The following is a 20,868-nucleotide window of genomic DNA, read 5'->3' on the forward strand; positions in this document are numbered from 1 at the left end:
TCACCCTGCTCCAGACCGTCGATCAGAGTGATCTGCCGCTCGACCAGCGTCTGACTGCGCCGCGACAGGTTCACGAACATCGCGTTGACATTGCTGCGCAGCCGGGACTCCTCGCCCGCCAGGCGGACCGCTTCCCGGTGGACCTCGTCGAACGCCCGCGCGACCTCGCCGATCTCGTCGTGCGTGTCCACGCCGATCGGGACCACCGGCCGGACCGTTCCCTCACCGCTGTCCCTGAGTTGCTGGACGGTCTCCGGCAGGCGGTGGCCGGCGATGTCGAGCGCCTCGCCGCGCAGCTTGCGCAGCGGCCTGATGAGCGAGCGGGCGATGAACGAGATGATCGCGAGCACCACGATCAGCAGCAGCAGGATGAGCCCTCCGGAGATCAGCGCCGCCCGGTTGGCGCCCTCCTCCAGGGCTCGGGCGCGCAGGATGACGGAGGAGGCCAGGTCCTTCTCCACGCTGCGCAGCGCGTCGATCTTCCCCGTGCTGACGTCGAACCACGTGGCCACGTCCCGGTCGGGCCGCACACCGATGCTCAGGTTCTTGCCCTCGGCCGACTGCGCCATGGCCCGCAGCCTGAACAGGTCGGTCTGGTCGACGTCCCGGCCCACGACCGTGTTGCGGTAGACCTCGAGCTGGTCGAGCTTGGCCAGGGTGGCGAACAGCGTCTCCTCGCTCTCCTCGCGCGCCTTGGCGTCGGTGAGCGCGTCGAGCTCCCCGCTGTCGAAGCCCTTCTTGTCCAGCGCGCTGGCCAGGATGCCGCGCTGCTTGGACGCCTGTTCCTTGGCACGGGCGATCGCCGCCGCCGAGCCGGCGCTGTGGGAGATCTCGTCGTCCACCGCGACCTGGCCGACCTGGTCGTGGAACTGCAGGAGGGCCGCGAGGATCTGGGAGTACTTCTGGATCATGGGCAGCGGCTGGATCTTCCCGTTGACGGCCGTGTCGCGCAGCGTCGGGATCTCCTCCAGGCGCCGCAGCACCGGTCGTACGGCCTCGCCGTGGGTGTCCGAGAGCGCCTGCGCCCGCTGCTTGGCCTCGTCGATCAGGCCGTTCACCCCGCTGTAGGTCGTACGCAGTTGCGCCTCGCGGTTCTGCGGGCGGCCCTGGGCGATGTAGAGGGCGGTCTCGTCGCGTTCGAAGGACAGCTCGTGTGTGACGGCCCCGAGCTGCTCGCTGAGCTCGGCGACCTCTCTGAGTGTCTGGTAGGTGCTGGCGTCACTGAGCGAGGTGATCACGTTCAGTCCGCCCAGTCCCACGGCCACGGCCGTGGGAACGACGATCAGCGCGACGAGGCGGGACCGCACGCGCCAGTTGCCCACTCCGAACCTCTTCGAGGACGGTTTGGACAGCCGTGGCCTCTGGTGCCCGTGCGGCTCGCGGTCAGCGGAAGCTTCAGCGCTCTGCGTTCTCACTTGCCTTCGCAACCTCTCGGCCCGGAGGGGAATTCTCGGGTGACCATGCAGGTAAATGCACGTGGGGCAATATGTACGTCGATATCAGCGCCATTTGAGCACAGCAGTTGCCGGGGGCCAACCACTACTAGTGCCCCGATGAGGTGTTTATCCCTGATTGTCCAGAAAATCTAGCAGAATTGGTAAAGAAGGCTCCCATCTGGGGAAACAGGCAGCGAAACACCACCCCAAGAGCCCTCGGAGGGCTCACAGAAAAGATCGGAAGAGCCTGCCTCATCAGTAACTGAAGTCCCGCGAGATCACCCCTTTCACAAACCGGACAAACACCAAGATTCCTACCACGCATCAATTTTCACGATATAGCTGGAACCCGACATTGCAACCACAAGTGTTAGCTTTGCGATAATGCCCGCCTATTTGGTGCTACGGTCAATCCCTGTTGTGCGTCAGGCACACAGCCCCCGGGAGCAGAAGCCGCCCGGTTCCCCCCTCTGGCTCCATCTGAAGGGAGTCCCTGACATGAGGCTTGGCCATTTCGCCAGGGCCGCCATCATCGGGTTAGCTTTGACACTCGGCGCCGCTGCGTGCAGCGCAGGCGGCGCCACGACCGCCACCGCACCGCCGGCCGCACCCGCGGCAGGCGGCTTGGAGAAGACCCAGCTCAAGATCGCCACTCTGCCCGCCATCGACAGTGCCGCCATCTACGTCGCCATCGACCAGGGGCTCTTCGAGAAGGAGGGCCTGGACGTCACCGCCCAGGTCGTCCAGGCTTCGCCGGAGGCCATCCCCATGATGCTGAACGGCGAGATCGACGCCATGTTCGGCAACTACGTGTCGATGTTCCAGGCCCACGACAAGGGATCGCTGAAGGTGCGGATCCTGGCCGAGGGCTCGCGCGCCTCCCCCGACTCACTGAGCATCATGGCGCTGCCGGACTCGCCCATCAAGACGGCCAAGGACCTCGAAGGCAAGACGATCAACGTGAACGTCCTGCACAACTTCCAGGAACTGGCGCTCGCGCAGGTGCTCAAGGCCAACAACGTCGATCCGGCCACGATCAAATACGTCCAGGTGACCTTCCAGAACATCATGCCCTCGTGGACCGGCGGCCAGATCGACGCCGCGTATTTGGGCGAGCCCATGGTCACCGCGGCCACCGCGTCGATGGGCGCCCGCAAGATCCTCGACCCGGCGTCCGGCCCCGCGGCGGAGTTCCCGATCTCGGGCTACGTCAGCACGCAGGAGTGGTACGACAAGAACCCGAAGGTCGCCGCGGCGTTCCAGCGGGCCATCCACAACGCGGGCAAGCTGATGGAGAACAACCGTGAGGTCGTGGCCAAGGTGCTGCCGAACTTCACGCAGATCGACGCGGCCACCGCGGCCACCGTCACCTTCCCGTACTTCTCCAGCAACGACAACCCGGTCCGTCTCCAGCGGGTGGCCGACTGGATGCTGGAGGCCAAGTGGCTCGGCAAGGCGATCGAGGTCGAGTCGCTGATGTCGCCGACCACCTCCGGGTGAGCGCGACGACCCTGTCCCGCGCCCGCCCGGCGCCGGCCACCACGCGGTGGTCGCGCCGGGCGGCCGGGGCCCTCGCCTTCGCCGCCCTGATCGAGTTGCTCAGCAGGACCGGGGTGGCCGATCCCGCGTTCCTGCCGCCCGCCACGGAGATCGTCGGGCGGGCGGTCACGCTGGTGTCCGACTCGGCCTTTCGCGGGCACGCCCTGACGAGCCTGCTCGCCTGGGCGATGGGACTCGGCTTGGCGGCACTGATCGCGGTGCCGCTCGGGCTGCTGCTCGGCAGCGTGCCGATCATCGACGCCGCCACCCGCTCGATCGTGGAGTTCCTGCGGCCGATCCCGTCGGTGGCGCTGATCCCGCTGGTGGCCCTCGTCATCGGCACCGGCCTGCAACTACGCGTCACGCTCGTGGTCTACGCCTCGCTGTGGCCGATCCTCTACAACACGATGTACGGCCTGCGCGGCGTCGACCCCCTGGCCAAGGAGTCCCTGAGGTCGTACGGCTTCGGCCCGCTCGCGGTGCTGCTGCGGGTGTCGCTGCCGTCGTCGGCGCCCTTCATCACCACCGGCTTCAGGCTGGCCGCCGGGGTGGCGCTCATCCTGACGGTCAGCACCGAGATCGTGGCCGGGCGGGGCGAGGGCATGGGGGTGTTCATCTTCTTCGCCGGCATCGCCATGCCCGCGCGGATGACCGACATCCTGGCCGGCGTGTTCTGGGTCGGACTGTTCGGTGTGGTGGTGAACGCGCTGCTGGTCGCGGCAGAGCGGCGGGCGTTCCGCTGGCACCACGCGCGGTTGGGAGAGCCGGGATGAGGCGCGGAGGCGTGCGGACGGCGGCGTTCCGCTGGCTGGTGCTGATCGTGCTCGTGCTCGTCTGGGAGACGGCCACGAGGGTGTCGGGCAGCGCGTTCTTCCCGCCGCCCAGCGCGATCGTGGCGCGGATGCACGCCATGTGGTTCTCGGGGCCGCCCGCGACGTTGTTCCTGACGGACTCGGCCATCGGCAACATCCTGCCGAGCCTCGGCCGGATGGCCGCCGGGTTCGCGGGAGGCGCGATCGCCGGGGTGGTGCTCGGGCTGGCGCTGGGGTTGTCCGCGCGGGCGTACGACTATCTCGACGGGGTGCTGCAGTTCCTGCGGGCGGTGCCGCCGCCGGCGCTGGTCACCGTCTTCCTGGTGCTGTTCGGGTTCGGGTTCCGGATGCAGCTGGCGTTCATCGTGTTCAGCATCGTGTGGCCGGTGCTGCTCAACACCGCCGACGGCGCCCGGTCGGTGGAGCCGCTGCACCTGCAGACCTGCCAGGTCTTCCGCCTGTCGCGGGCCGAGCGGCTGCGCCGGGTGGTGCTGCCGTCGACGCTGCCGAAGATGTTCGCGGGGCTGCGGCTGGCCCTGTCGCTGTCCTTGATCGTCATGGTGTTCTCCGAGCTGCTGCCCGGTACCACGAACGGCATCGGGTTCCAGATCACGGACGCCTACTCGACCTTCGACCTGCCCGCCATGTGGGCCGCGATCGTGCTGCTCGGCGTGCTGGGCTACCTGCTCAACGAGGTGTTCCTGATCGTGGAGCGGCGCGTGCTCGGCTGGCATCACGCGGCGCAACAACTCATAACGTAGAGTCTGCGGCAGTGAGATCACGCCTTGACGAGGTTTACCTGTCCGACATATCCGCCCATTCCCACTCCGATAGAGTCGTTTCCGGCTTCATCAGAGTCGCCGTGTTGTCCGCGGTCTCGCCCCCCAAGGAAATCCATTGCTTGAGATAGACAACCTCTCGCACGTTTACGGCGGCGGCAGCCCCAACGCGCACCACGCCATCGAAGGGCTCAACCTGAGCGTCGCCGCCGGGGAGCTCCTGTGCATCGTCGGCCCCTCGGGGTGCGGGAAGTCGACGCTGCTGCGCTCGATCGCCGGCCTCATCACCCCCACGGGCGGGCAGATCAAGGTCGAGGGCAACGTGGTGCGCCAGACACCGGACAACCTCGCCGTCGTCTTCCAGGACTACAGCCGCTCGCTGTTCCCGTGGATGTCGGTGGCGGACAACGTGGCGCTGCCGCTGCGCCGCAGGAACATGGACAAGCGCCGGCGCCGCGAGGCCGCGCTGGAGGCTCTCGACTCGGTCGGGCTCGCGGGCGCGGAGCGGAAATACCCGTTCCAGCTCTCTGGCGGCATGCAGCAGCGGGTGGCGATCGCGCGGGCGCTGGCGTACCGGCCGACGCTGATGCTCATGGACGAGCCGTTCGGCTCGGTGGACGCCCAGACCAGGGAGGACCTCGAGGATCTGGTGCTCAAGGTCCGCGGCCACCACCAGATGACGATCGTGCTCATCACGCACGACATCGACGAGAGCGTCTACGTGGGCGACCGCGTGGTGGTGCTGTCCAAGGCCCCGGCCCATGTGGTCGGCGACCTGAAGGTGCATCTTCCCGGGCCGCGCGACCAGATCTCCACCCGCGAGCACCCCGACTTCGTCCACCTCCGCGCCGAGGTGGGCCGCCTCGTTCGCGGCCACGCGACCGTATAAAACTTTCATATTTTACGGCGGGGCCGGCGGCACTCCACCCGCCGTCCGTGGTTGAGGGCCTCCAGGGGGACGGCCTCTGACCCGCACGTGGCCGGTCGCCGTCACGGCGCACAGCCGGCCGACTGGGTGGCCCCTTCGGGTTTTCCTCATGGCCTCAGCCGGCGTGTGGGGTGAGGAGGTCCGCCAGACCGATGCGGGTGAGGAATTCCTCGCGGATGCGGTCGGCTACCTTGCTCACTTCCTCTGAGCCGTCGTCGGCCGGGTCGACGTGGACGCGGAACGGGCGCTTGCCGTGCTCCGTGCCGACCACCTGGACCACCGCGTCGCCCACCAGCGACACGTCGGCGCCGGGCGGCTGGAGGGCGGCCAGGCGTTCGCCGACCTGCTCCATCAGGGCCGCGTACGACACCGCCAGCGCGTCCGCCGCCGACTTGGCGGCGAAGTACGGTTGCGGCCGGACGTGGCGCGCATCGCCGCGTACACGGTGTGCCCGGCGTGGGCCAGGGCGCGCGCGGAAAGGGCGCCGAATCCCGAGCTCGCGCCGGTGATCAGGATGGTCTTGCTCATGGGTCACTCCCGGAAGTCGGCCGGGCGTCCTTCCGCCCGGGGACGAGGCCGGGGCCTCGGTCGTCAGGCGAATCGGTCGTCAGGCGAAGGTGATGACGCGGCGGCCGCCGCCGGAACCACTGCCCATGGCGTCGAGCGCCGCCGGGACATCGTCGAGGGCGATCGGCGTGACCCTGGGCAGGATGTCGTGCTGCGCCGAGAAGGCCAGCGTGTCGCGCAGATCGTGCGGTGATCCGGACGGCGAGGCCATGACCCGCAGCCGGTTGAGCACCATCGGCTGGGCCATGAGGGTGAGCGGCGTGTTGTCGTAGCCGCAGAGCACCAGCGTGCCGTCCGGGGCGAGCCCGGTGAGGGTGGCGGCGGCGGCCTCGTTGGACGGGGCGGAGTTCAGGATGACGTTCGCGCCGCCGTCCCACGCCTTGAGCGCGGCGGCCGGGTCGGTGTCGCGGCTCGCGACGTACAGCTCCGCGCCGAGCTCCTTGGCGTTCGCCTCTCCCCCGGCCGACCGGCCGATCACTGCGACCCGCGCGCCCATGGCCACGGCGAACCTGATGGCGAGCGCGCCGACGCCGCCGGCGCCGATGATCGCGACCCGGGAGCTGGGCGTGGCGCCCGCACGGCGCAGGCCGTTGAACGCGGTCAGGCCCGCGCACATCAGCGGCGCCGCGGCCACCGGGTCGAGCCCGGCCGGCAGCGGGGTCACGTATCCGCCCTTGAACAGGCCGTACTCGGCGTATCCGCCGTCCTTGACGATGCCGGTGATGCGCTTGGCGGGGCAGAGGATCTGGTCGCCGGACACGCAGTAGTCGCAGTGGCCGCACGAGTCGTACAGGAACTGGGCGCCGACCGGGTCTCCCACGGAGAGGCCCGGCACGCCGCTGCCGAGCGCGGCGACCGCACCGGTGATCTCATGGCCGGGGACGACCGGGAAGCGGGCGAACGGGAAATGCCCGCGCACCAGGCTGAGGTCCGTGAAGCACACGCCGCAGGCGGTGATCTTCACCAGGACCTCGCCTGGGCCCGGCTCCGGGATCTCACGTTCCACAAGTGACAGCGGGATGTTGACCCCGGTGGCGAGTGCCGCACGCATGATGGTCTCCCTCCTTGGCGAAAGCGGATCGGAGACGCTCCGATCACTTTCCTGGGGGTGTCAGGGTGGTTCCCCGACCACCGCCTCCTCCAGGTTGCCCTGGACCTGACCGGGACGACAGCGCGCAGCCTGGGGTGGTCAACCCCAGCTTCCCGCGAGCCCGAACGCGGGCCCCGGCGTGTCCCGCCACACCTCGGCGGGGTCGAGGGCACGCAGTGCCGGCACGATGTCGGGATCGTCGGGAACGAACCAGAGCAGCCGCTGGGCGGCGTCGGCCGTGACGATGCTGTTGCAGGTGACCTTGAGGGTGCCGAGGGCCGGATTGACGACCCGTTTGTACTCCTCGTGGCGCACCTTGACGTGCCGCGCCCCCCACAGCTCGGCGAACTCGGCGCTGGCTGCCAGCAGATGGCGTACCAGCTCGCCGCTGGCCTGGTCGGCGGGGCCGCGCCGGGCGACCGCGGCGCGCAGGTCGGACACGAGCAGCCGGGAGTGGTGGTCGTGGTCGTCAGGCGGGTAGAGGTCGCGGGTCGCGGGGACGGTGAACCAGTGGTGGAGGAAGCTGCTCTTGATCCCGGTCAGCCCCGACTGCGGCCCGACCAGGGCCTGCGCCGCCTTGTTCTGCACCAGCACCTCGTGCATGTCGGTGATCACCATGGCGGGGGTGTCCTCCAGCCGCTGCATGAGCTGGCGCAGCGCGTCCTGCATCACGGCCTGCCGCGCGCCGCCCGGCGCGGGCCGCCCGGCCAGGTGGAACAGCTGGTCGGTCTCGTCCGGGTCCAGGCGCAGGCCGCCGGCCAGCGCGTGCAGGACCGGCTCCGTCGGGCACTGGCCGCGGCCCTGTTCCAGCTCGGTGTAGTAGTCGGCGGACACGCACGCCAGCCGCGCCACCTCGTCGCGGCGCAGACCCGGCACGCGCCGCCGGGAGCCGGGCGGCAGGCCGACGGCCTCCGGGCTCAGCCGGTCCCTGCGCGACCTCAGGAATGACCCCAACTCACCGAGGTCCATCGTGTCCCCCCGCTGTTCCTCGCCCTGTCTACTTTAGACCCGTCCGGGCGAAAACTCCCACTGTGGGAACAGTCAGGCGTGAGGCGGCTCGCCACCGGGTGGGAGCCGCCGCTACGCGTGCTACACGGGCGTGTGCGAGTGGCGGGTCAGGGCGTGCTCCACCAGGGTGATCAGCGTGGACTTGACCGAGTCCCGCTGCCTGGCGTCGAGCCGCACGATCGGGATGTGGCCGCCGATCGACAGCGCCTCGCGGATCTCGTCCTCCGCGTGCGCGAACTGGCCCTCCCAGCCGTTGATGCCGATCACGAACGGCAGCTTCGCCTCTTCGAAGTAGTCGATCGCGGGGAAGCTGTCGGCCAGCCTGCGGGTGTCCACGAGGACGACCGCGCCGATGGCCCCGCGTACGAGGTCGTCCCACATGAACCAGAACCGGTGCTGTCCGGGCGTGCCGAACAGGTAGAGGATCAGGTCACGGTCGAGCGAGACCCGGCCGAAGTCCATGGCGACGGTCGTGGTGGTCTTGTTCGGCGTGAGGGAGACGTCGTCAACGTGTGCGGAGGCATCCGTCATGACCGCTTCGGTGGTGAGCGGCAGGATCTCCGAGACCGCACCCACGAACGTCGTCTTCCCCACGCCGAAGCCCCCGGCCACGACGATCTTCGTCGAGGTTAGGCCGGGGCTAGAGCCTGCGAAGTCCACTGAGCACCCTTTCGAGCAAGTTGAGGTCCGGCTTTCCCGCGTCCAGCGCAGGCTGGTGCACGCGGATCAGGCCCTCCGACGCCATGTCGGCGATCAGCACCCGGACCACACCAAGGGGCTGTCGTAAGAGGGCGGAGATCTCGGCAACCGACCGGACGTTCCGGGTCAGCTGAATGATCGACTGATACTCCGGACTTAGTAGGGAAATGTCTTGGTATTCCGACGTCACGGAGGACACCAATGCCTCCATGGCGAACTTCATCCGCGGCGCGGTGCGCCCCCCGGTCACGGCATACGGCCGCACCAGGGAGCTCGGTTTCTGCGGACGGGGAGCCGCCGGATGCGGCGGAGTGCTATCACCAGCCCAACCCTGACCTGACACCATGATCTCCTGTCACCACCCCGAACTAGCGGGGGCGGGTCGCTTGCAGCTCGGCGCGTACCGCAGGGGTCAACACCTGTCCCGCCCGCTCGACCAGCAGGGTCATTTGGTAGGCCACCAGTCCCATGTCACAGTCGGGCGCCGCGAGCACCGCCAGGCAGGACCCGTCGCTGATCGACATGATCATCAACAGGCCGCGCTGCATCTCGATGACGGTCTGCGTCACCATACCGCCCTCGAAGACCCGCGCGGCGCCCTGGGTCAAGCTGATCACGCCGGAGGCCACCGCGGCGAGCTGGTCTGCCCGATCCTTCGGAAAGCCCTCGGAGAACGCCAGCGGCAACCCGTCAGACGACACCACCACCGTGTGGGCGACGCCTGGCACGTTGTTCACGAAGTCCGTGATCAGCCAGCTTATGCCGCGCGCTCCCTGGCTCATCTCTCTCATTTGTCCTCCTCATTCTCTTCTCCGCGGGTGAAGGCTCGGCCTTGGCGGACACCCTGCTGGAAGCTGGAGAGCCGGCTACGCAGCCGCTCAGGCGAGATCTGCGGCGCCGGTGACGTGGCCTGGGGTTCGGCGAGACTGGCCGTACCAGGCACCAAGTTGGCCTTGGGGACGCGGCGCGGGAGGCCGGATGGCGTCGTGCCGCCCTGTGCCGGCTCGGCGGCGGCCTGCGCCGCCTGGAAACCGGTGTCGGCGGGCGAGGACCACGACGGCGCGGCCACACCCGACTGGCCGGGCCTGCGCTGCGGAAGCGCGGGCTTGCCCGGCACTCCAGGTGTCCCGGGCAGCGGCGCCGGTGGAGGATCGGCGGGCACGGCCGGGTGTACGGCCGTGATCTCCTGCTCCTCCTCCGGCTCGGCCGGGCGGAACTGCTCAGGCTCCGGGCGCCGGAACCAGTCGGACCCGACAGACGAGAAGATCGGAAGGTACTCGTCGCCCTGGTCCTCCATGGGCGAGGAGCGCACCACGGGCAGCGGCCCGGTCATGTCCTGCGAGGAGTACGCGCCGGGGCCGAAGGGCCCGAAGTCGGACGGCGCGCTCTGCTCGTACTGGTCGGCAGGCTTGGGCTCCTCGCCGCCGAACGGCACGCGGAACTCCTCACCGCCCTGCGGGCGCGGCCGATCCACCGACTCGAACAGCGACCTGCGCGGCAGCGGGTCGGCGAACGACGACCACTGCGACTCGTCCTGCGACTGCTGCGGCGGCGGCTCGGTGGAGAACGACGGCCAGCGCGGCTCGTCCTGCAACGGCGGCGGCTGCTCCGCGAACGACGGCCAGCGGTTCTCCGCGAACGACGACGGCGCCGGCTCCGGAGGCTCCTCCGCGAAGGACGGCCACCGGTTGTCGCCGAACGGCTGCGGCGCGGGCGGCGCCTCCTCGGCGAACGACGGCCAGCGCGGCTCGTCCTGCGCCCCCTGGGCCTGCCCGGCGAGCGGCTGCTCGGCGGCCGGCTCACCGAAGGCCGCGGGCTGCGGCTGATCGCCGAACGACGGCGCCTGCTCGCCGAAGGACGGCCAGTTGCCTGTGCCCGGCGCGGGCAGCGAGCCCGGCCACTGCGTGTCCACCACCTGGTCGGACCCGTCGCCCGACGGCGTCGACGCGTACGACCCCGAGCCGTTCTGCGAAGGCCGCCCGAACGTGCTCGGATCGAACGTCGTGAACGCCTCGTACTGGCCGCCCTGCTGCGGCACTCCGAGCCCGCCGCTGATGAGCATGTCGGGCATCATGACGAGCGCGCTCAGCCCGCCGGTCTCGCGCATGCTGAGCTGCACGCGGATGCCGTGGCGCAGGGCCAGCCGGCCGACCACGAACAGGCCCATGCGCCGCGAGACGGACACGTCCACGACGGGCGGGTTGGCCAGCCGCCAGTTGGCCTCTGCCAGCTCCTCGGGGCTCATGCCGATGCCCAGGTCGTTGATCGACACGAGCACACCGCCCTCGGTGGGAGTGCTGGTGACGTGGACCTTGCTCTCGCGGGGCGAGAACGAGATGGCGTTCTCGATCAGCTCGGCGAGCAGGTGGACGGCGTCGGTGACCGCGGGGCCGACGATCAGCGTGCCGGACGCGATCTGGATCTGGACGCGTTCGTAGTTCTCGACCTCGGACAGCGAGGCGCGGGCGATGTCGACCAGCGGCACCGGCTCGCTCCACTTGCGGGCGGCCTCCTGGCCGGCGAGGACCAGGAGGTTCTCGCTGTTACGGCGCATGCGGGTGGCCAGGTGGTCGAGGCGGAAGAGGTTCGCGAGCCGCTGCTCGTCCTCCTCGCCCTGCTCCAGGCCCTCGATGAGCTGCAGCTGCCGCTCGACGAGCGTCTGGCTGCGGCGGGAGAGGTTGACGAACATCGAGTTGACGTTCGTACGCAGCTTGGCCTCGTCACCGGCCAGCCGGATCGCCTCGCGGTGGACCTCGTCGAACGCCCGCGCCACTTCACCGATCTCGTCACGGCTGTTGACGCCGACCGACGGCATCTCGGGGATCTGCGCGCCCTCGCCGGACTCACGCAGCACGCGGACGGTCTCCGGCAGCCGGGTGGTGGCCACCTGGAGCGCCTCGGCACGCAACCGGCGCAGCGGGCGGACCAGCGAGCCGGCCACGCGGGTGGTGATGATCAGGACGAGGAGCAGCAGGACGAGGATCATCGCGCCGGAGATGATCGCGTTGCGCTGCTCGGTGTCGCTCAGGTCGCGGGTGGTGGCCACGATCTTGGTGGCCAGGCCGTCCTCCACCTTGCGCATGGCGTTGGCGGACATGGTGGTGCTGTCGAACCAGTTGTTCAGATCGCGGCGGGTGGTGATGTCGAGGTCGACGATCCTGTTGTACTCGCGCACCTGCGCCAGCGCGCGCTGCCGCATGGCGTCGGCGCGGTCGATCTGCGGTCCCCTGACGCCCTCCTGGTACGCCTCCAGGTCCTTGGGCGCGGCCTCCTCCTCGAAGGCGGCCTGCTCGGCCTGCTGCTTGTTCCAGGAGCCCAGGAAGTCGGACAGGTCGTCGTTGTCCAGCTCGCGCTCGACGAGCGCCACGATCAGGATGATCTGCTGGCGCGAGACCTCCTCCTTGGCCCGCTGAAGCGAGCCGAGCGCGGCCACGTCGCCCTGGAGCGCGTCGTCGTTCACGCCGTCGCCCAGGCCGGCCTGGATGGCCGAGAAGACGCCGATCATCGTGGTGTACGTGCTGATGGCGGCGCGCGGCGGCACGTTCTCGACCATGGAGTCGCGCAGGCTGTCGAGGCCGTCGAGCCAGCGGCGCATGTCCGCGACGCCGTCGCGGACGCGGATCTGGTGCGTCTCGTCGATGAGCGCGGCAGCGGTCATGACGTCCTTCTTGGCCTCGTCGGTGGCCTGCCGCTGGGTCTTGAGCTGGACGAAGCGCCCGGCCTTGCCGCGGTCGGCGACGTACCACGCGGTGAGCGTGCGTTCCTTGCCGAGTTCGTGGTTGAGCGCGCCGATGCGCTGGACCAGCTCGGCGACCTGGGTCAGCCGCTGGTACTCGGCGCTCGTGCCGATGGCGTTGGCCAGTTGTACGCCGGCGAGCAGCACGCCCACGACCGTGGGGATGAGGATCAGCGCGACCAGCCTCGAGCGCACACGCCAGTTCCCCAGCCGGAACCGTCCGCCTGTGTACTCCCCTGACCTTGTGTGTCTGGGGTTTTCCGTCCTCACTGAGTCTCGCAACCTCTCGCCGGTACGTGCTCGAAAAAAATCAGACACGCGTGTGGCGCATGGGATTCTGTCCGGCTGGGTAATTGGAACACAACCCGTACCAGATCGGCCAACCGAACATATCCCATCAAACGGCCCCAAAGAGGGGTTTTGGGGCACATCTCGCCGTACACGTTTTAGGCAGGCCGGAACGAATCCCGCTCGACCGGCGCCGCGTGCTTGACCATCAGGTGCCGCGTCACCGAATACTCCTGCACCGCTTCCTGGCTCATGTCCTTGCCGAAACCGCTGCCCTTCACCCCGCCGTGCGGCGCCTCGCTGGCAATGGGCAGATGGTCGTTGACCCAGGTCACGCCGACATCCAGGCGGTGCGCGACACGCATCGCGCGGGCCACGTCACGCGACCACACCGAGGAGGCCAGACCATACCTGGTGTCGTTGGCCAGTCTGACAGCCTCATCTTCTCCGTCGAACGGAAGACAGACAAGAACGGGCCCGAAAAGTTCTCCTTGCACGATCTCGCTGTCCTGTGCGACTTCGGTCACGAGTGTCGGCGGGTAGAAGAAGCCAGGACCGTCGATCGGGGCGCCTCCGTGCAGCACACGGCCCTCCGCACGGGACACGAAGCCGTGCACCCGGTCCCGGTGCGCGGCGGAGATCAGCGGGCCGATGTCCGTGGCCGGGTCCCACGGGTCGCCGACGGTGATTTCGGCAAGAGTTGCCCGAAGGGCCTCCACCGCTTCGGCGTGGATCTCGCGGGCGACGTACACGCGGGTGGCGGCCGTGCAGTCCTGCCCGGTGTTGTACGTCGCCCCCATGGCCACCCCGCGGGCGGTCTCCGCCAGGTCGGCGTCCTCGAAGACCAGCGCCGGGGCCTTGCCGCCGAGCTCCAGGTGGACCCGCTTGAGCGTGGCCGCCGCGCCGGTCATCACAGCCCTGCCGGTCTCCGTGGAGCCGGTGACGCTGACCATGTCCACGCCGGGGTCGGTGACGAGCGCCTGGCCCACCTCCGCGCCGCCCGTGACCGCCTGGACGAGCCCCTCGGGCGCGCCCGCCGCGGCGAACAGCTCGGCCAGCCGCAGCGTCGTGCGGGGCGTCTGGGGCGCCGGCTTGATCACCACCGCGTTGCCCGCGGCCACCGCCGGGCCGACCTTCCACACGGCCATGACGAACGGGAAGTTCCACGGCGCGATCGACCCCACCACCCCGACGGGGCGGCGCAGCAGGACCGAGGTGTAGCCGGGGCTGAACACCCCCGCGCCCGAACCGTCGAGCGAGCGGGCGGCCCCGGCGAAGAAGCGCAGGTTGTCGACCGCGAACGGCAGCTCACCGTCTCTGAACACCGCCGCCGGCTTGCCGGTCTCCTCCACCTCGAGCCTGGTCAGCTCCTCGGCGTCGGCCTCCACCAGGTCAGCCAGCCGCAGCAGCAGCCGGGCCCGCTCGGCCGGGGTGGTACGCGACCACTCCTCGAACGCCGCGCGAGCCGCCTGGACGGCCGCCGCCACGCCCAGAACCGGCGTGTCCGGAATTTCGGCACACGGTAGCCCGGTGGCGGGGTTGATCAGTTCACGCATCGGAAGGACTTCATCTCTCAGGGGTAGTGCCGGCGACCAGGCCGCCGTATCAGTACTGACGGGGTCAGGACTGACCGAGCCGTTCGATCAGGTCCGCGGCCTTGCGCAGGCCGTCGCGGCGCCGGATCTCCTCGCCCGCGGCGGCGAGCTTCGCACGCAGCTCGGTGTCGCCGAGCAGCCGCGCGACCGCTCCCGTGAGCTCCTCGTCGGTGAAGGTATAGGTCGAAAGTCTGACACCATAGCCCAACTCATCGACCCTCTGGGCATTGTCGTACTGGTCCCAGAAGAGCGGCAGCAGGATCATCGGCTTGCCGAAGTGCAGCGCCTCGGTGGTCGTGTTGTTGCCGCCATGAGTGATGACGAGGTCACACAGTGGGATGATCTTAGTCTGCGGAAGGAACTCCGCGCCCCACATGTTCTCGGCGAGCTTGATCTCCTCGTGCAGCGGGCCCAGGGAGACGATGTACTGATGCGGCGTGCCGGCCAGCACGTCGATCACCCGCTGCATCAGCTCCACGTCGGAGGAGCCCAGCGAGCCGAGCGAGAAGTAGACCAGCGAGCCCTGACCTCTTTGGAAGGGCAGCGTGAACTCCTCGTCGGTCTCGCGTACCGAGGAGTCGAGCCGGTGCCAGGCAGGGCCGAGCGGGCGGGCGTCCACGTAGTCGAGGATCTCGGGGTAGACGTAGAGGTTCAGGTCGCCCTCGTGGATGAAGTCGAGGTCGGGCAGCGGCCTGGTGCCCTGCTCGACGCACCACTCGTTGAAGGCGGTCCAGAGCTCGCGGTGGGTGCGGTCGTACTCCGCGCGGAAGGAGGCCCACTCGGAGCGGTCGCCGGCGGGCAGGCCGGAGAAGACCGGCGGGATGTCCGCGCCGCGCATCTCGAGCGGGTTGCAGGAGGCGATCCGGACGAACTTCTTGCCGGCCGTGAGCAGCGCCGGGAACGTGAGCACGTTGTCCTCGACGATCACGTCCGGGTTCACCCGCTCGATGATGGCCTTGAGCTGCGGCTCGCAGTATTTCGCGCCGTCGATCAGCTCTGCCCAGATCGGCTTGGTGACGGTCTCCAGCTGCTCGCGGGTGCTCTTGCGGTATTCCGGCGCGGTCTCCCTGATGAAGTCCTTCCAGAACTGGCCGGGGTCCTGCTCCTCGGCGTTCTCTGGCGGGGGTGCGAGGTCGACGAGGTCTTCCTCGAAGCCGAGCGCTTCGAGCTTGCCCTGCCACGACGCCTCCGCGGCGAAGACCACGCGGTGGCCGCGGCGGCGCAGGATGTCGCCGATGCCGATGGAGTTGTTCGTCGGGCCGTAGGCGCTTTCTGGCATGAACAGGATGGTGAGGGACATCGAGGCTCCGGTGGAACTCATGAATTTGAAGAGGAATTCAAAACAACATCTAGCGTAAAGGGGAAGTAAAGGGCACTATGGTCACGGCTAACTGAATGGGAGCCGAACGGGTGAAGGTGGCGAGGGTGGCTCAGCGCAAAAGCCGCAGTGACCGGCGCATCGACTTGATCGAGGCGGCACGCAGGGCCATCATCCGCCATGGCATCGACGGTGTACAGCTCTCGCACGTGGCCGAGGAGGCCGGGCTGACCTCCGGAGCGGTGCTCTACCACTACCCCGACCTCAGCGAGCTGCTGGTCGAGGCGCAGCACGCGGGAATGGAACGTTTTTACGAGCAGCGGATGCGCCGCCTGGCCGACTTCACCGACCCTGCGGAGAAACTGGTCGTCACGATCAGGTCGGGCCTGCCCACCGGGCCGCTCGACCCGGACGTGCGCCTGCTCAACGAGCTGGGCGGGGCCGCGGGCCGCATCCGGGTCTATGGCGTGCTGCTCACCTCGCTCTACGACCGGCAGGTGTCGATGTACCAGGCGATCCTGGACACGGGGACCGCGCTGGGGGTGTTCACGCTGACCGCCGACTCGGTGACGATCGCGCGCAACCTGGTGGCGCTGGAGGACGCGTACGGCTACCGCATCACCGCCAGGCACCCCATGATCGGCCCCGACGAGGCCGCCGAGCTGATCCTGTCCTACGCCCGCACGGCCACGGGCAACGACCTGGCTCACTGACCGGCTCACTGAACGACCTGGCTCACTGACCGGCTCACTGAAACGACCTGGCTCACTGACCGGCTCACTGAAACGACCTGGCTCACTGACCGGCTCATTGACCGGCTCACTGAAACGACCTGGCTCATTGGTCCGCCGCCAGCACGACCGCGTCCCCGGCCTCCCAGCGCACCTTGACCCCGGCGCCGGCCCGCACGGCGCTCGCGCCCTGCACGGCCACGAGGACCGGCTTGACGTGTCCGGGCACGTCCACGGAGATGTGCGAGACGCCGCCGTAGAAGCTGACGTCCAGGACCCGGCCGGACAGTCCCCCGGTGGCGCGCTCGTCGGCCAGCCTGACCTTCTCAGGCCGCACCGCCAGCAGGGCCTTGACGCCGTCGGGGAGCTCCGTCAGCGGTGTGCCTGGCAGCATGCCGAGCCCCTCGCTCTTGAGCGCCCCGAGCCCGGCCGACGTGCCGTGGAAGAGGTTGTTGGCGCCGACGAAGTCGGCCACGAACGACGAGCCAGGCCGCTCGTACAGCGCGACCGGCTCGTCCACCTGCCGTACGGCGCCGTCGTCGAAGACCGCGATGCGGTCGGCCAGCGACATGGCCTCCTCCTGGTCGTGGGTGACGACCACGAACGTGATCCCGACCTCGTGCTGCAGCCGCTTGAGCTCCAGCTGCATGTCCGCGCGGACCTTCTTGTCCAGCGCTGACAGGGGCTCGTCGAGCAGCAGCAGGCGCGGCCGCTTGACGATGGACCTGGCCAGCGCGACCCGCTGCCGCTGGCCGCCGGAGAGCTGCGCGGGCCTGCGCCCGGCGTGCGCCGACAGCCCGACGGTCTCCAGCACCTCGCCGACCCGCTGGTCGATCTCCCGCCTGGGCAGGCGCTCGCGTTCCAGCCCGTACGCGACGTTCTTGGCCACGGTCATGTGGGGGAACAGCGCGTACGACTGGAACATGAGGCTGATCGGCCGCCGGTTCGGCGGCTTGGCCAGCAGGTCCTCGCCGTCCAGCGTGACCGTGCCCGCATCGGGCGTCTCGAACCCGGCGATGATGCGCAGCAGCGTGGTCTTGCCGCATCCCGACGGGCCGAGGAGGGCGAAGAACTCACCCTGCCCGATCTCCAGCGAGACGCCGTCGAGCGCGATCACCTCGCCGAACCTGCGCGTGATCCCGTCAATCGTCAGCACGTGACTCCCCGATCTTGGTGATCCGCTGGCCGGCGATCACTGCCGTGAAGCTCACGAGGAGCAGGATCGCCGCCAGCGCGTTGATCTTCGGGGTCACCCCGAAACGGATCATCGAGTAGATGACGATCGGCAGCGTCTGGTCGGTGTTGCCGATCGTGAAGTAGGCGATCACGAACTCGTCCAGCGACAGCGTGAACGCCAGCAGCGCGCCCGCCACGATGCCCGGCGTGAGCTGCGGCAGCGTGATCCTCATGAACGTCGACACCGGCCCCGCGCCCAGGTCGCGCGAGGCCTCCTCCAATGAGGTGTCGGCGTTCGACAGCCTGGTGCGGACCACCGCGGCCACGAACGCCATCGCGAACACGCCGTGCGCCAGCACCGCCGAGTACAGTCCGAGCGTGAGCTGGATCATGCCGTAGAAGAGCAGCAGCCCGATCCCCAGCACCAGGTCCGGCAGCACGGCCGGCATGAGCGCGATCGCGTCGAGCGTCCTGGACCTGGTGTGCCTGGCCAGGCCGACGGCCAGCAGCGTGCCGAGCACCGTGGCGATCACGGTCGATCCCGTGGCCACGATGAGCGTGTTGACCACGCCGTCCCTGACCCGCTCGTCCCCGGCCAGTTCGCCGTACCACTTGAGGCTGAAGCCCTCGTACGTGTACGCCGAGTCGCCGGAGTTGAACGACATGACGACCAGCACGACGATCGGCAGGTAGAGGAAGACGTACGTGGCCCAGAAGGGGACGTACAACACCTTGGACCTACGCACGGCGGGCCACCCATGCCTGCGCGACCAGCAGCACCAGCAGCACCGCGATGAGCGCCAGCGCCAGCGTGGAGCCGAACGGCCAGTCGCGCGCCGACAGGAACTCCCTGCGGATCAGGTTGCCCACCATGATGGACTTGCTGCCGCCGAGCATCTCGGGGATGACGAAGTTGCCGAAGCTCGGCACGAACACGAACAGGCTGCCGGTCAGCACGCCGGGCACGGTGAGCGGCAGCGTGACCTTCCTGAACGTCGTGAACGCCGACGCCCCCAGATTGGCCGACGCCTCGCGCAACTGCGGGTCGAGCCGCTCGATCGTCGCGTACAACGGCAGCACCATCAGCGGCAGGTACGAGTACACCAGCCCCGTGACGATCGCGCCCTCGTTGTACAGCAGCTCCAACGGCCCGAGCCCGAGCGCCTTCAGCCCGCTGTTGATCAGCCCGGGGCCGTTCAGCAGCATGATCCAGGCGTAGACGCGGATGATGAAGTTCGTCCAGAACGGCAACACGATCGCCACGAGGGCGACGGTCTTCCACTTACGCGGGAGCTGGGCGATCAGATACGCCGTCGGGTAGCCGACCAGCAGCGCGATCAGCGTCGTGACCGCCGAGATCTTCAGCGTTTCGACGACCACGTTCATGTAGAGCGGGTCGAAGAGACGGGCGAAGTTCTCCGTGGTGAACTCGTAGACGACGCCGCCGAAGCGCCCGCGCTGGAACACCGTGTAGCTCATCACCAGCGCCAGGGGCACCAGCAGCAGAACGACCAGGTAGGTCAGCCCCGGCGAGAGGAACACGAACGCGCCCAGCCGGCGTCCCCGCGAACGGGACACCGGCCGGGCCTTGACCTCAGGCTTCACTACAACGACAACTACTTCGCCTGAACGTCGGCCGACAAACGGGTGTACTTCGTGGACGCCTGTCCCAGGTCGACGATCGACTCACCGTTGAGCAGCTCGGCCGGCTTGACGTCGAGCAGCGAGCCCTTGGGGACCTTCACCTGCTCCATGGCGGCCTTGTTGGGCACCTTGTAGTTGATGTTCTCGGCGGCCCAGCTGTGGATCTCGGGGCTGAGGATGTAGTTGATCAGGGCGTGCGCGGCCTCCTTGTTCTTGGAGGACTTCATGATCACCATGGTGTCCACCCAGAGGTCGCTGCCCTCCTTCGGCACCTTGAACGCGATGTTGCCCTTCGGGTCCGTGGTCGGGCACCAGCCGTCCCACGCCTCGACCATGACGGCCTCGCCGGACGTCAGCTTCTCGCCGAACGTGGTGTCGTCGTAGGTGAGCAGGTGCGGCTTCTGGGCCATGAGAAGCTCGCGGGCCTTCTCGATCTCATCGTCCTTGTCGGTGTTGACCGAGTAGCCGAGCGCCTTGAGCGCGGGCAGGGCCAGCCAGCGCTCGGTGGTCATCATCGTCACCTTCTTCTCAGCCCAGGCCGGGGGCTTCAGAAGATCGTTCCAACTCGTCGGCTCGGACTTGACGAGGTCGGTGCGATAGCAGATGCCGGTGGTGCCCCAGGTGTAGGGCACCGAGTACTTGTTGCCCTTGTCGTAGGAGAGCTGCGTGGCCTCCGGGTAGAGGTTGGCCAGGTTGGGGATCAGCTCGGGGTGGATCGGCTCCAGCAGGCCCTGCTCGTTGAGCGCCTGCGCGTACTGGCCGGACACGAACGCCACGTCGATGCCGCTGTCACCGGGGCCGGTGAGCTTGGTCATCGCGACCTCGTTGGTCTCATGAAGGGCGATCTTCATGTCCTTGACCTTGAGCTTCTCCTTCACCTTCGCCGGGAGCTCCTCGGGCGTGTAACCCTCCCAAACCGTCACCTGGAGACTCTGCTTCGACAGGTCCGCGTTGGGCTTGAGCTCGGCTGCCTTCGCCGGGGCCGTGCCTGCTGAGCTGGTCGACGACTCACCGCCGCACGCCGCGAGGGCAAGCGCGAGGCCGGCCACCGCCACGGTGGCCGGAAGACGACGGGTGAACCGGATACGGGACACGGCCGCTACTCCTTCTTCAATTGCGTTGTACGAGGGGTCGCGCGACCTTACCGGACACAGCTGACCAAGGCAGGAGTGTTGCAGCCCAAATCAACATGAGCAAGACTTTTCCCCACATTGTCACCTGGAAGTTTGGTTCCTTTGTTGAATTGGGATTCAATAGCCGGCCGGCTGATCTCTCTGGGTGAGAAGCCCCTCACCGCCCGAGATCGCGGACTCACCGCCGCGCTCCTGACCGCCTTGCTGGGCGAGGTGCCGCCGCCTTTCGCCGTGCGCGGTTTTCGGCCGTTCCCCACCCTCTCGTACGGTCCTGGAGATCTCCACACTGGGGCCCCAGGTGAACGTGACTTCGGGCCTCATGTCGACCAGACGAACTATTCGGTGGTGGTGGACGAGAAGGTGGTCGTCAAGTGGCTCAACCCGCCCGT

The 20,868-nt window shown here is 68.5% G+C and carries 21 protein-coding genes; 6 read left to right on the plus strand and 15 right to left on the minus strand.

Annotated features, from left to right (window positions below; genetic code table 11):
- A partial coding sequence (locus ITP53_RS41155; RefSeq protein WP_195900890.1) for a nitrate- and nitrite sensing domain-containing protein occupies window positions 1-1,322 on the minus strand: 1,322 nt, incomplete at its 3' end.
- A 612-nt stretch (window positions 1,323-1,934) separates the two neighbouring features.
- Between ITP53_RS41155 and ITP53_RS41160 the strand changes: the two genes are divergently transcribed.
- From ITP53_RS41160 to ITP53_RS41175, 4 genes are all read left to right on the plus strand, one after another.
- Complete coding sequence (locus tag ITP53_RS41160) at window positions 1,935-2,936, plus strand: ABC transporter substrate-binding protein (protein WP_195900891.1); 1,002 nt, start codon at window positions 1,935-1,937, stop codon at window positions 2,934-2,936.
- Window positions 2,933-3,748, plus strand: a complete 816-nt coding sequence (locus ITP53_RS41165; protein ID WP_195900892.1) for an ABC transporter permease — start codon at window positions 2,933-2,935, stop codon at window positions 3,746-3,748. Before ITP53_RS41160 ends, ITP53_RS41165 begins: the two co-directional genes overlap by 4 nt.
- Window positions 3,745-4,548, plus strand: coding sequence for an ABC transporter permease (locus tag ITP53_RS41170; protein ID WP_195900893.1), 804 nt, complete (start codon window positions 3,745-3,747; stop codon window positions 4,546-4,548). Before ITP53_RS41165 ends, ITP53_RS41170 begins: the two co-directional genes overlap by 4 nt.
- 136 nt (window positions 4,549-4,684) lie before the next feature.
- The gene (locus tag ITP53_RS41175; RefSeq protein ID WP_195900894.1) at window positions 4,685-5,455 is read left to right on the plus strand and encodes an ABC transporter ATP-binding protein; all 771 of its coding nucleotides are present in this window, start codon (window positions 4,685-4,687) and stop codon (window positions 5,453-5,455) included.
- 154 nt (window positions 5,456-5,609) lie between these two features.
- Here the strand turns inward: ITP53_RS41175 and ITP53_RS56440 are convergent, their stop codons facing one another.
- The 10 genes from ITP53_RS56440 to ITP53_RS41220 all read right to left on the minus strand — a co-directional run bounded on the left by ITP53_RS56440 (window position 5,610) and on the right by ITP53_RS41220 (window position 15,798).
- Window positions 5,610-5,864, minus strand: a complete 255-nt coding sequence (locus ITP53_RS56440) for a hypothetical protein (protein ID WP_207757149.1) — start codon at window positions 5,862-5,864, stop codon at window positions 5,610-5,612.
- Window positions 5,846-6,022, minus strand: a complete 177-nt coding sequence (locus ITP53_RS56445) for a hypothetical protein (protein WP_207757150.1) — start codon at window positions 6,020-6,022, stop codon at window positions 5,846-5,848. Before ITP53_RS56445 ends, ITP53_RS56440 begins: the two co-directional genes overlap by 19 nt.
- A 79-nt stretch (window positions 6,023-6,101) precedes the next feature.
- Entirely contained in the window at window positions 6,102-7,112 is a 1,011-nt protein-coding gene (locus tag ITP53_RS41185; RefSeq protein ID WP_195900895.1) for an alcohol dehydrogenase catalytic domain-containing protein, read from the minus strand.
- Window positions 7,113-7,250: 138 nt separating this feature from the next.
- On the minus strand, window positions 7,251-8,120 hold the full coding sequence (locus ITP53_RS41190; RefSeq protein ID WP_207757151.1) for a helix-turn-helix transcriptional regulator: 870 nt from the start codon (window positions 8,118-8,120) through the stop codon (window positions 7,251-7,253).
- Between the two features lie 120 nt (window positions 8,121-8,240).
- The gene (locus ITP53_RS41195; RefSeq protein ID WP_195900897.1) at window positions 8,241-8,819 is read right to left on the minus strand and encodes a GTP-binding protein; all 579 of its coding nucleotides are present in this window, start codon (window positions 8,817-8,819) and stop codon (window positions 8,241-8,243) included.
- The gene (locus tag ITP53_RS41200) at window positions 8,800-9,204 is read right to left on the minus strand and encodes a DUF742 domain-containing protein (protein ID WP_236051712.1); all 405 of its coding nucleotides are present in this window, start codon (window positions 9,202-9,204) and stop codon (window positions 8,800-8,802) included. Before ITP53_RS41200 ends, ITP53_RS41195 begins: the two co-directional genes overlap by 20 nt.
- Before the next feature lie 22 nt (window positions 9,205-9,226).
- Window positions 9,227-9,649, minus strand: coding sequence for a roadblock/LC7 domain-containing protein (locus ITP53_RS41205; RefSeq protein ID WP_103955849.1), 423 nt, complete (start codon window positions 9,647-9,649; stop codon window positions 9,227-9,229).
- Window positions 9,646-12,789 (minus strand): sensor histidine kinase, encoded by a 3,144-nt coding sequence (locus ITP53_RS41210; RefSeq protein WP_195900898.1) that lies wholly within the window; start codon window positions 12,787-12,789, stop codon window positions 9,646-9,648. Before ITP53_RS41210 ends, ITP53_RS41205 begins: the two co-directional genes overlap by 4 nt.
- A 251-nt stretch (window positions 12,790-13,040) precedes the next feature.
- Window positions 13,041-14,438: an aminobutyraldehyde dehydrogenase gene (locus ITP53_RS41215; protein WP_195900899.1), complete on the minus strand. Its 1,398-nt coding sequence runs from the start codon at window positions 14,436-14,438 to the stop codon at window positions 13,041-13,043.
- 64 nt (window positions 14,439-14,502) lie between these two features.
- Window positions 14,503-15,798 carry a glycosyltransferase gene (locus ITP53_RS41220; RefSeq protein ID WP_236051714.1) on the minus strand — a complete coding sequence of 432 codons (1,296 nt, stop codon included), beginning with the start codon at window positions 15,796-15,798 and terminating at the stop codon, window positions 14,503-14,505.
- A gap of 104 nt (window positions 15,799-15,902) precedes the next feature.
- Here ITP53_RS41220 and ITP53_RS41225 point away from each other — a divergent pair, with 104 nt between their 5' ends.
- Window positions 15,903-16,508 carry a TetR/AcrR family transcriptional regulator gene (locus ITP53_RS41225; RefSeq protein WP_328817416.1) on the plus strand — a complete coding sequence of 202 codons (606 nt, stop codon included), beginning with the start codon at window positions 15,903-15,905 and terminating at the stop codon, window positions 16,506-16,508.
- 124 nt (window positions 16,509-16,632) lie between these two features.
- Here the strand turns inward: ITP53_RS41225 and ITP53_RS41230 are convergent, their stop codons facing one another.
- Genes ITP53_RS41230 through ITP53_RS41245 form a run of 4 tightly spaced genes read right to left on the minus strand, consistent with a single transcriptional unit; the run spans window position 16,633 to window position 20,440 of the window.
- Window positions 16,633-17,682: an ABC transporter ATP-binding protein gene (locus ITP53_RS41230; RefSeq protein WP_195900901.1), complete on the minus strand. Its 1,050-nt coding sequence runs from the start codon at window positions 17,680-17,682 to the stop codon at window positions 16,633-16,635.
- Window positions 17,669-18,448, minus strand: coding sequence for an ABC transporter permease (locus ITP53_RS41235; protein ID WP_195900902.1), 780 nt, complete (start codon window positions 18,446-18,448; stop codon window positions 17,669-17,671). Before ITP53_RS41235 ends, ITP53_RS41230 begins: the two co-directional genes overlap by 14 nt.
- Window positions 18,441-19,280 (minus strand): ABC transporter permease, encoded by an 840-nt coding sequence (locus tag ITP53_RS41240; RefSeq protein ID WP_328817419.1) that lies wholly within the window; start codon window positions 19,278-19,280, stop codon window positions 18,441-18,443. The genes ITP53_RS41235 and ITP53_RS41240 overlap by 8 nt, the downstream gene beginning before the upstream one ends.
- Before the next feature lie 38 nt (window positions 19,281-19,318).
- A complete protein-coding gene (locus tag ITP53_RS41245; RefSeq protein WP_195900903.1) occupies window positions 19,319-20,440 on the minus strand; it encodes a polyamine ABC transporter substrate-binding protein in 1,122 nt (373 codons plus the stop codon).
- Window positions 20,441-20,584: 144 nt separating this feature from the next.
- Between ITP53_RS41245 and ITP53_RS56450 the strand changes: the two genes are divergently transcribed.
- On the plus strand, window positions 20,585-20,868 hold a 284-nt coding region (locus ITP53_RS56450; RefSeq protein WP_207757152.1), incomplete at its 3' end, for a hypothetical protein.

It is taken from the genome of Nonomuraea cypriaca, assembly GCF_015645445.1.
In the GTDB taxonomy this organism is placed as follows: domain Bacteria; phylum Actinomycetota; class Actinomycetes; order Streptosporangiales; family Streptosporangiaceae; genus Nonomuraea; species Nonomuraea cypriaca.

What these genes read in the sequence shown, in the direction of transcription:
- ITP53_RS41160 (WP_195900891.1), top strand. Translation starts at nt 1,935, where the DNA reads ATGAGGCTTGGCCATTTCGCCAGGGCCGCCATCATCGGGTTAGCTTTG.
- ITP53_RS41170 (WP_195900893.1), top strand. Translation starts at nt 3,745, where the DNA reads ATGAGGCGCGGAGGCGTGCGGACGGCGGCGTTCCGCTGGCTGGTGCTG.
- ITP53_RS56445 (WP_207757150.1), bottom strand. Translation starts at nt 6,022, where the DNA reads ATGAGCAAGACCATCCTGATCACCGGCGCGAGCTCGGGATTCGGCGCC.
- ITP53_RS41185 (WP_195900895.1), bottom strand. Translation starts at nt 7,112, where the DNA reads ATGCGTGCGGCACTCGCCACCGGGGTCAACATCCCGCTGTCACTTGTG.
- ITP53_RS41190 (WP_207757151.1), bottom strand. Translation starts at nt 8,120, where the DNA reads ATGGACCTCGGTGAGTTGGGGTCATTCCTGAGGTCGCGCAGGGACCGG.
- ITP53_RS41200 (WP_236051712.1), bottom strand. Translation starts at nt 9,204, where the DNA reads ATGGTGTCAGGTCAGGGTTGGGCTGGTGATAGCACTCCGCCGCATCCG.
- ITP53_RS41205 (WP_103955849.1), bottom strand. Translation starts at nt 9,649, where the DNA reads ATGAGAGAGATGAGCCAGGGAGCGCGCGGCATAAGCTGGCTGATCACG.
- ITP53_RS41215 (WP_195900899.1), bottom strand. Translation starts at nt 14,438, where the DNA reads ATGCGTGAACTGATCAACCCCGCCACCGGGCTACCGTGTGCCGAAATT.
- ITP53_RS41220 (WP_236051714.1), bottom strand. Translation starts at nt 15,798, where the DNA reads ATGAGTTCCACCGGAGCCTCGATGTCCCTCACCATCCTGTTCATGCCA.